At 36.3% G+C, this 9,489-nt stretch carries 9 protein-coding genes; 4 read left to right on the forward strand and 5 right to left on the reverse strand.

Going from position 1 to position 9,489, the window contains the following annotated elements:
* Window positions 1-69 precede the first annotated feature (69 nt).
* From E1171_RS14540 to E1171_RS14555, 4 genes are all read left to right on the forward strand, one after another.
* Window positions 70-1,026 carry a D-2-hydroxyacid dehydrogenase gene (locus tag E1171_RS14540; protein ID WP_155206756.1) on the forward strand — a complete coding sequence of 319 codons (957 nt, stop codon included), beginning with the start codon at window positions 70-72 and terminating at the stop codon, window positions 1,024-1,026.
* Window positions 1,026-2,171 (forward strand): glycerate kinase, encoded by a 1,146-nt coding sequence (locus E1171_RS14545; protein WP_155206757.1) that lies wholly within the window; start codon window positions 1,026-1,028, stop codon window positions 2,169-2,171. The genes E1171_RS14540 and E1171_RS14545 overlap by 1 nt, the downstream gene beginning before the upstream one ends.
* Window positions 2,165-2,881, forward strand: coding sequence for a hypothetical protein (locus E1171_RS14550; protein WP_155206758.1), 717 nt, complete (start codon window positions 2,165-2,167; stop codon window positions 2,879-2,881). Before E1171_RS14545 ends, E1171_RS14550 begins: the two co-directional genes overlap by 7 nt.
* 339 nt (window positions 2,882-3,220) lie before the next feature.
* Window positions 3,221-3,868 (forward strand): GAF domain-containing protein, encoded by a 648-nt coding sequence (locus tag E1171_RS14555; RefSeq protein WP_155206759.1) that lies wholly within the window; start codon window positions 3,221-3,223, stop codon window positions 3,866-3,868.
* A 287-nt stretch (window positions 3,869-4,155) separates the two neighbouring features.
* On the opposite strand, the gene E1171_RS14560 is transcribed toward E1171_RS14555, so the two are convergent.
* The 5 genes from E1171_RS14560 to E1171_RS14580 all read right to left on the reverse strand — a co-directional run.
* Window positions 4,156-4,866, reverse strand: coding sequence for a YebC/PmpR family DNA-binding transcriptional regulator (locus E1171_RS14560; RefSeq protein WP_155206760.1), 711 nt, complete (start codon window positions 4,864-4,866; stop codon window positions 4,156-4,158).
* A 129-nt stretch (window positions 4,867-4,995) separates the two neighbouring features.
* The gene (locus E1171_RS14565; RefSeq protein WP_155206761.1) at window positions 4,996-6,618 is read right to left on the reverse strand and encodes an ABC-F family ATP-binding cassette domain-containing protein; all 1,623 of its coding nucleotides are present in this window, start codon (window positions 6,616-6,618) and stop codon (window positions 4,996-4,998) included.
* A gap of 244 nt (window positions 6,619-6,862) precedes the next feature.
* Window positions 6,863-7,516: a peroxiredoxin gene (locus E1171_RS14570; RefSeq protein WP_155206762.1), complete on the reverse strand. Its 654-nt coding sequence runs from the start codon at window positions 7,514-7,516 to the stop codon at window positions 6,863-6,865.
* Between the two features lie 233 nt (window positions 7,517-7,749).
* Window positions 7,750-7,950, reverse strand: coding sequence for a hypothetical protein (locus E1171_RS14575; RefSeq protein ID WP_155206763.1), 201 nt, complete (start codon window positions 7,948-7,950; stop codon window positions 7,750-7,752).
* A 144-nt stretch (window positions 7,951-8,094) separates the two neighbouring features.
* Window positions 8,095-9,489: glutamate synthase subunit beta (locus tag E1171_RS14580; RefSeq protein ID WP_246164355.1), on the reverse strand; the 1,395-nt coding region annotated here is incomplete at its 5' end.

Here is a 9,489-nt window from a genome sequence, read left to right on the forward strand (position 1 = left end):
TTGAACATTAATGAAACCATTATTGAACACTTCCTATTAAGAAAAAAATTAAACCCTTAACTTTAAGACATGAAAATTGTGATTACAGACGGATATACGATTAACCCAGGAGATTTAGATTGGGAAGCGATAGAAGCCCTAGGAGACACCGACATTTACGACAGAACTCCTGATGATTTAATAATCCAAAGATGCAAAAAAGCCGACATTGTCCTAACCAGTAAAACTAACTTTGACAAAAAAACTTTGGATCAACTTCCACAGTTAAAGCACATTGGTGTAATGGCAACAGGGTATAATAATATTGACATCAACGCCTGTCATGACCTTAATATTTCAGTTAGCCATGTACGAGCATACTCCTCCCCCACAGTTGCACAACATACTTTTTCATTATTATTGGAACTTTGTAACCAGGTAGGGATGCATAGCCAAAGTGTCCAAAAAGGAGGCTGGCAAAAAAGCCCTGATTTTTGTTATTGGGAAAAACCCATCACCGAACTATATGGAAAAACCATGGGTCTTTTGGGATTTGGCGATATTGCCAAACAGGTGGCTGCCATTGCACTAGCTTTCGGAATGAAGGTTTTATGTTATCGAAAACATCCAGAAAAAGGTGGACTTGAAGGGGTTCATCAGGTTAATTTAGAGAAATTATTTAAGGAAAGTGATGTTATTAGCCTTCATTGTCCCCTTAGCGCTGAAACAAATCAAATTATCAACCAAAAATCAATAAACCAGCTTAAAAATAGCTGTTACATAATCAATACTAGCCGGGGCGGTCTAATAAATGAAAAAGACTTAGCTCAAGCACTGGAAGAAGGAAAAATTGCAGGAGCTGGACTTGATGTGCTTTCGAAAGAACCTCCCACTTCAACAAATCCTTTATTAAAAGCACCAAACTGTATTATTACACCACATAATGCCTGGGCATCCAAAGAGGCACGAAAACGATTAATTCAGCAACTGGAATTAAACTTGAGGGGCTTTTTAGAAGATAAACCAATAAATACGGTCAGCCCTTGATGAAAATTCTAATTGCTCCCGATAAATTCCGTGATGCCTTATCGGCAATTAAGGTTGCCAACGCTATTGAAGAAGGAATAGTGTTAGCCTCCGATCAACTAAGCTATTGCAAAGCTCCCCTTTCTGATGGTGGTGAAGGGATGTTGGATATTTTACAATTTAGAGGAATTGGACAAAGAATTGAAGTGGAAGTTCATGACCCTCTAATGCGTTTAATAAAAACTTCATATTTATACACTGAAACTGAAAAGACAGCTTATATTGAGCATGCCGCCGCCTCTGGCCTTCACTTACTCGAAAGGAAAGAAAGGAATTGCATGTATACAAGCTCTTTTGGCACTGGGGAACTCATTTTAAATGCTATCAAAAATGGGGCTCAACAAATAGTATTAGGATTGGGGGGAAGTGCAGTGAATGACGCAGGAATGGGAATGGCAAAGGCCCTTGGCTATCGCTTTTTAAATAAGAATGGCAATGAATTGGAGCCTATGGGCAAAAATCTAATTCTAATCCAGAAAATTGATGACATTTCAAAAATTAACATTCCCCCAACAGTAAAATTTACGATTGCTGCTGATGTTCAAAACCCTTTATTCGGAAATGAGGGGGCTGCTTATCAGTATGCTGGTCAAAAAGGAGCTAATAAACAAGAAATTAAATTGCTAGATAAAGGTTTACAAAACTTTCATTCTGTTTCAGAAAAAAAATTTGGATTGAAGGTTAACAACATCCGAGGAACGGGAGCTTCAGGAGGATTAGGAGCTGCCGGAGTATTTTTCCTAAAAGCCAAAATTACCTCTGGAATTGAAACCATAATGAAGTTGGTGGATTTTGAACCTTTAGTGCAGAACAGCGATCTAATTGTAACTGCTGAAGGAAAAATAGACAATCAAACTCTGCAAGGGAAATTAATCCATGGGATTTGTCAAATTGCTAAAAAATACGACAAAAAAGTGATTGCCCTTTGTGGCACCCTAAAAGCATCTCCATTAGTTTTGAAAGAAATTGGTTTAAGCTATGCCACTTCCATTTTACAAGAACCCATGAACTTGGAAAAGTCTATGGCCAATACGAAGGGACAAATCATTACCACTACGGAAAATATTTTCCGGTTTATGAAAGAATTTAAACTTATTGAATGCTAGAAGAATTTATCTACCGTCTGTTGAAGTTGGCAAGAGATTTATCCCCTTATAATAAAAATGATGCAGAATTTCTAAAACATTTCACCTCCCAACATTTAAAATTATTAAGTAAAAAATTACTGGAATACTACCAACAGGGTGTTCCCTCCAAACGCCTCCCCTACTTCGAAGAGGAAATCACGCCTTCTTTAGAACTAATCTTTAAGCCATTTGAAACCGTACTTCACACAATAATAAATAGACTGGATTATTCTCAAAAAGAAAAATATGCACTTTCCCTATTAAAGGTTATTGAAATATCCGGTTTACCTAAAATCCTCATTTTAATGGGGCAAAGAATTACCCCAGGAAGTGTTCAAAATCAATTAGCCTTACCTCCAACCAATTCCATATTGATTTCCTCAGCTACAGGCATGTACAACAAAGAAATAAGTTTAGCAGCCAAAGCATTAAGTAAACACATGGAGCGAAATAAAAACACCTTTTGGGGAAAGCCTAGTGGCTCCAATTTTGATAAAAACAGAAAGGCGAAAGAAATCATCTTAAACTTATTGAATAACAAGAGCTGGTGGAATGTTTTTGTGCATTATCAATTGGGATTAGTATTTGAAACAAGATTACCTGAAGGACACGGGGCAAGATGGTCAGCTGATGGAAAAATGTTTATTGGATTTTTGGAACCATTTACGACTTCCAGGAAGGAAATATGATGAGTTATCTTTTTTTCTTTCTTTTTTAAAGAAGTAATAAATTTCCAGAAAACAGAAAATTAAAGAAAAACATAAGACCTTTCCACTATAAAGGACTCATTCTCAACTTACCTTTTAGGAAAAATTAAAGTAATATTCTTCAAAAGAAAACTTTTTTTCTAAGAAAACTTTCCTTTCCTTTTGCCACACTTTTTGTGCTTATTAAGATATTTTTCTATATTAATATAAAAAGGCAAAGATAAAATATAATTTTTCCTTTTACTCCCTTCTAATTTTCTTGTCCTATTTGTTCAATCCATTTGTTCCATCATCTATTTTAAGAACTTAAACAGCATTGTCATGAACAAGAATTTCCCCCTTTTACCTACCAAAAAACCACTACAAATGCCCTCGATTAGCTTAATAATAAGAGCTTTTCATACAATAATTCGTTCAGGTATAAACGGACTGAGAAAAAACATATCTTCGATCTTTTTCCTAGAAGCCGAAGACGAAGAGGTTCCCATACCTAAGGAAAGCAAAATCGACCTTATCCTTCAAAACAATAAACTAACCTTAAAAGAACTTTCTATCCAGCTCATCACCAATCTTACCCGCTCAATTAATGCAAATTACGGTGCTATCTATATTTTAAAACAAAATGCTCATTATGAAAGGAGTCTAGAATTACTGGCGGGAAATTATAACATTCAAAAAAAGAGGCAAAATAGGAGGAGAATACAAATTGCTGAAGGCCTGGTTTCCCATACTTATTTGCAAAAACAAAACAAAACTTCCTCATTACAGGCCAATGATTATCAAAGTGTAATTTACAATGATGACGACAAGAGCGCCAACTGTTTATACACAACCCCTCTCATCTCCAAAAATAAAGTAATCGGAATTATTGAAATCTGTTCAGCAAAAAAACTATCACAGATTCAGAAGAAAGTGGTAAAAAACATTGCTAACAATGCAGCTGAACCTCTTTACCGAAGGATCAGGTAATATAGAGGGGTAGGATAATCTTATGATAAAGACAAAAGGAATAGTAAAGGGTGAAAAGTAAAGTGCTAAATAATTAATGATTTATTAAACATTTAGCACTTAACTTTTCATCTCTAATCTCACACTTTTCCTCTTTTCAGTATATTAAAAGAGAAGGCAACCTTTTAAAACTAAAAGCCGAATCAGGAAGAAACCTATTTATTCATCATTTACTACACTTCCTAATATCCTTTCTTAAATGAATTTCTCGAATTCCGCCTCCTTTGTTTCAAAATAATCACTAACCCTTAGTTGATATTTGTAAATACAGCCTGAATATCATCATCATCTTCGATTTTATCTAGCATCTTTTCAATATCTACTAATTGCTCCTCCGAAAAGTCAATTGGAGAATTAGGAATTCTTTTCAAATTGGCCTTAATTACTGGAATTCCTTTCTCTTCAAAAGCTTGAGTCAAAGATCCAAAATGAGTATAATCGGCATAAGCGAAACCATTTTTTTCGTCCACTTCAATCTCCTCCAAACCAGCATCAATTAATTCCAGTTCTAATTCCTCCACATCAACATCTTCCGGCATTTCAAACTCAACTACAGCTTTTCTGGAAAACATATATTCCAATGAACCAGTTGGTACCAGGCTTCCTCCGGCTTTATTGAAATAAGATTTCACATTGGCAACTGTTCTGGTGGTATTATCCGTAGCACATTCTACAAAAACTAATACTCCATGAGGTCCTTTTCCTTCATAATTTACCTCCACAAAAGTTTCTGCATCCTTGGCTGAGGCTCTTTTTATCGCCGATTCAATATTGTCTTTCGGCATATTTTGGGCTTTAGCATTTTGAATGGCGGTCCTTAACTTGCCATTCATGTCAGGATCAGGGCCACCTTCTTTAGCCGCTAATGTAATGGCTTTCCCCAGCCTAGGAAATAATTTGGACATTTTGTCCCAACGTTTTTCTTTGGATGCCCGTCGATATTCAAATGCTCTTCCCATGATGATTGATATGGTTTATTTTTATTAAATTTTTAGATATCCTTAAAAAATTAAAAATATTAATCCAGATGAAAAAATCCCCAAACCTAAGGGGATTGAAGTTTTCAATTCTTCAAAATATTTCTCCATTTAAACATACAATTCTTCCCTTTGAGTCGACACCCTTTCACTACTCACATATTCATCATAAGTCATCAACTTATCGATCATCCCATTAGGTGTTATTTCTATAATTCGATTAGCCACTGTTTGGGTAAATTCATGATCATGAGAAGTAAACAAAACCGTACCTGGAAAATCTTTCAGCGCATTGTTAAAAGCAGTAATGGATTCCAAATCAAGGTGGTTAGTCGGTTCATCCAATATCAAAAGATTTGCTCCAGATAGCATCATCCGAGATATCATACATCTTACTTTTTCTCCTCCAGAAAGTACATTAGCTTTTTTGAAAGTTTCCTCCCCAGAAAACAGCATTTTACCGAGAAATCCTCGAATGTAAACCTCATCTTTCTCCTCATCATCGACTGAATATTGGCGTAACCAATCGATCAGATTTAAATCTACATCAAAATATTCAGCATTTTCATTAGGTAAATAAGCTTTGGTAATGGTTTGGCCAAACCTAAATTCACCTCTTTCCGACTTTAATTCATCTTCCAAGGTTTGAAATAAAGAGGTAACTGCTAAACTATCTTTACTAATAAAAGCAATCTTATCTCCTCGATTGACCCTAAAATTAAGGTCTTTAAACAAGGTTTTTCCTTCTATAGATTTACAAAGGTTTTCAACTTCCAGAATTTGATCCCCTGCTTTTCTTTTCTGATTAAAAATAATGGCTGGATATCGTCTGGTAGAGGGTTTAATTTCCTCTACATTTATTTTTTCTAATAGCTTTCTTCTGCTGGTGGCTTGCTTTGATTTAGCGGCATTAGCACTAAAACGGGCAATAAATTCTTGTAATTCCTTCTTCTTTTCTTCTGCTTTTTTATTTGCCGAAGCCCTCTGACTTAAGGCTAATTGACTGGACTCATACCAGAAAGTATAGTTTCCTGTGAAAAGGTTTATTCCTCCAAAATCAATATCGGCTATGTGGGTACAAACCGTATCCAAAAAATGTCGATCGTGAGAAACAACAATTACAGTGTTCTTAAATTCAAGCAGAAAGTCTTCCAACCAACTGATGGTATGAATATCCAAATCATTAGTAGGCTCATCGAGAATCAATATATCAGGATTTCCGAAAAGTGCCTGTGAAAGAAGTACCCTAACCTTTTGATTACCATTTAGCTCCTTCATTAACTTATAGTGGTCTGCTTCATTAATGCCAACTCCACTCAATAATGTTGCGGCATCAGATTCAGCATTCCAACCTTCCATCTCGGCAAACTCTGCCTCCAATTCAGAAGCACGAATCCCATCTTCATCAGAAAAGTCAGGTTTTGCGTAGATTTCATTTTTCTCCTTCATGATATTCCACAATTTACTATGGCCCATCATGACTGTGTCCAAAACGCTCACTTCATCAAATTCAAAGTGATTTTGTTTCAAAACAGCTAGGCGTTTGCCTTTGTCAATGCTAATGTTTCCCGAGTTTGGTATAATATCCCCTGAAAGGATTTTTAAAAAGGTAGATTTACCTGCCCCATTGGCTCCAATAACACCATAACAGTTCCCTTCTGTAAATTTAATATTTACTTCATCAAAAAGGACACGCTTTCCGTATTGTAAAGATATATTTTGTGCTGAAATCATAGTCTAAAATTTGTAAACGGCAAATTTAATAGAATCAAATCTTAATTTTAAAAGATTTTCACCATTTAATAACTCATAGACTAAAACGGAACCAAGAATAAATTATGATACCGTCAAAAAAATCATCATAAAAAAGGTTTAAATAAAGGCACCTAATTAAAAAGAAACATACTGCCTTTGAGGAACAAAAAAAGCTTCCAATTAATGAAAATTGAAAGCTCCCATGATCCTAAACAGAACTAATTTAATCCAACACTTCCTGATCCAGGTTTGGCTGTGGAGTAAGCCTCAAATAAGGTTTTACTTGCTTAAACCCTTTAGGAAATTTGGTCAATGCTTCTTCATTTGAAACTGCAGGAACTATCACGCATTCTTGTCCTTTTTCCCAATTAGCGGGAGTTGCCACCTGATGATATGTCGTTAACTGCAAGGAATCAATTACGCGAAGAATTTCATGAAAGTTTCTTCCTGTAGAGGCTGGATAAGTTAACGTTAATTTCACCTTTTTGTCCGGACCAATAATAAATACTGAACGGACTGTGGCATTTTCCAATGATTCAGGGTGGATCATGTCATATAAGAAGGAAACTTTTCGCTCAGGATCAGCAATAATTGGATAATTTACAGTGGTTTTCATTACCTCATTAATGTCTTTCACCCACTCTTTATGGGAGTCTACCCCATCAACACTAACTGCAATGGGTTTGACATTCCGCTTATCAAACTCGGCTTTTAAATTGGCTACAGTCCCCAATTCCGTGGTACAAACGGGAGTAAAATCTGCTGGATGCGAAAAAAGAATTCCCCAGGAATCCCCTAACCAATCGTGAAAACTAATTTGTCCTTCTGTAGTCTCTGCTACAAAGTCAGGAGCGATTTCTCCTAATCTGATTGCCATTATTGTTAATTTTAGTTGAATGATTTTTTTACTATTAGAAGATAATCAATATAAAATTGATGTCAAAAGAAAAAGAAGAGAGTAATCCCCAAAGCTGCAATACTTTAAATTTCCCTTACAAAAGCAGCCTAACCAATGATTATTTTGTTTCCTACCCTTTTTTCAAAAAATGAAAAATCCAAATATTCTCAGAATAGACAGTAGGAGGACGAGAAGTGCAAAATTTTGCATCTTTACAATTCAAAAGCATTTGGTTCTGGAACTGGTTCAGGTGTAGGAGCTGGTGTCGGCTCAGGTGCAGGAGAAGGCTCAGGAATAGGTTTGGGAATAGGCTCAGGATTGGGTTTGGTATTCGGCATAGGTTTTGGATCAGGAACCGGAACTTCAGGCTTAGGGTCCTGAAATTCCGAATTATAAAATTTCACCTTTTTCATCTCTGCATTTTTCACCTTTTACCCTTTATCCAAAAGTAAATTGACTTTTGATATACGCTAAGATAATCCTAGCACTAAATCTCATTTCTAAAGTAAAGTAATTTTGCTATTAAAAGTTCAGGTACTAACCAAATAAGAAGAAAGTCAGCTTACCACCAATTTTTCGATCATTTGCATAGCGGCTTCCCTTCCATCAAATGCTGCGGTAACGACCAGATCTGCTCCTCTTACACCATCCCCTCCGGCAAAAACTCCTTCTCTTGAAGTTTGTAAATTTTCATCCACTACAATCCCTCCCCATTTATTTGTTTCAATTCCATTCTCTTGGAGAAAATTCACCTTTTCCTGATCAAAACCCAGGGCCAAAATAACAACATCTGCCTGAAGGACTGTATCGGTATTGGAAAGCTCTATTAACCGACCTCGATTACTTCCATTAGAGGATTGTACTTCAGTTTGAACAAATCGTACACCCTGCACATTCCCCCTACTATCGGTTATAAATGCTTTAGGAGCATGGTAAAAAACAAACTCAACGCCCTCCTCTTTGGCACTTTTAAATTCTCTTTTACTTCCCGGCATATTCTCTTCCCCTCTTCTGTACAGACACTTCACTTCAGTAGCACCTTCACGAATGGAAGTTCGCACACAGTCCATAGCAGTATCTCCTCCACCAATTACAATGACACTTTTTCCTTTTACATCATATTTTGGGTCAGCTCCTTTTTCTTCCAATTTCTTTTGAATAGCAGAAAGAAAAGGAACAGCCATATAAACATTATCTGAACTGTAGCCCTGATAATTCAAGACCTTTCCTTCTGTTGCTCCAAGTGCTAAAAAAACACAATCATGGCGGGCATTCAACTCATCAAAGGAAATATCCTTTCCTACGGATGTATTTAATACCAACTCCATTCCATTGGTAGTTAATAAATCAATTCTTCGTTGAACAGAAGCTTTATCTAACTTAAAATTTGGTATTCCATAGGTCAATAAACCACCAGCTTGGTCAGCTCTTTCATATATTACTGGTTTAATCCCAGCTCTGAGCAAAAAGGTGGCACAAGACAATCCTGCAGGACCAGATCCTATAATTCCCACAGATTTATCTGTAGTAATACCAGGAAAGGGTAAAGATAATCCCTCAGAAAAACCGGATTCGGTAATAGCCACTTCAATAGAACCAATACTTACCGCTCCATGTCCATCATTTAGAGTACAAGCTCCTTCACATAATCGATCTTGGGGACAAATTCGCCCTAATATTTCGGGAAAGGGAGAAGTTTCATTAGACATCTGAAAAGCTAAATCCTTATCTTTTTCAGCAATAAATTTAAGCCAATGAGGAATATGATTGTGTAAGGGACAACCTGAGGAACTGCAATAGGGGTTTCCACATTGTAAACATCTACTTGCCTGCTGGGAAGCCTCCTCCTCGGAATAAACTTCGTAAATCTCTCCAAAATTTTTCACCCTTTCCTTAGAGGATTTTGTTAAGGGTTCTTGACGCCGAATAGCGGTAAATTCATACATATTTGA

This window comes from Xanthovirga aplysinae (genome assembly GCF_009711365.1).
Lineage (GTDB): Bacteria > Bacteroidota > Bacteroidia > Cytophagales > Cyclobacteriaceae > Xanthovirga > Xanthovirga aplysinae.

What these genes read in the sequence shown, in the direction of transcription:
- E1171_RS14540 (WP_155206756.1), top strand. Translation starts at nt 70, where the DNA reads ATGAAAATTGTGATTACAGACGGATATACGATTAACCCAGGAGATTTA.
- E1171_RS14545 (WP_155206757.1), top strand. Translation starts at nt 1,026, where the DNA reads ATGAAAATTCTAATTGCTCCCGATAAATTCCGTGATGCCTTATCGGCA.
- E1171_RS14550 (WP_155206758.1), top strand. Translation starts at nt 2,165, where the DNA reads ATGCTAGAAGAATTTATCTACCGTCTGTTGAAGTTGGCAAGAGATTTA.
- E1171_RS14555 (WP_155206759.1), top strand. Translation starts at nt 3,221, where the DNA reads ATGAACAAGAATTTCCCCCTTTTACCTACCAAAAAACCACTACAAATG.
- E1171_RS14560 (WP_155206760.1), bottom strand. Translation starts at nt 4,866, where the DNA reads ATGGGAAGAGCATTTGAATATCGACGGGCATCCAAAGAAAAACGTTGG.
- E1171_RS14565 (WP_155206761.1), bottom strand. Translation starts at nt 6,618, where the DNA reads ATGATTTCAGCACAAAATATATCTTTACAATACGGAAAGCGTGTCCTT.
- E1171_RS14570 (WP_155206762.1), bottom strand. Translation starts at nt 7,516, where the DNA reads ATGGCAATCAGATTAGGAGAAATCGCTCCTGACTTTGTAGCAGAGACT.
- E1171_RS14575 (WP_155206763.1), bottom strand. Translation starts at nt 7,950, where the DNA reads ATGAAAAAGGTGAAATTTTATAATTCGGAATTTCAGGACCCTAAGCCT.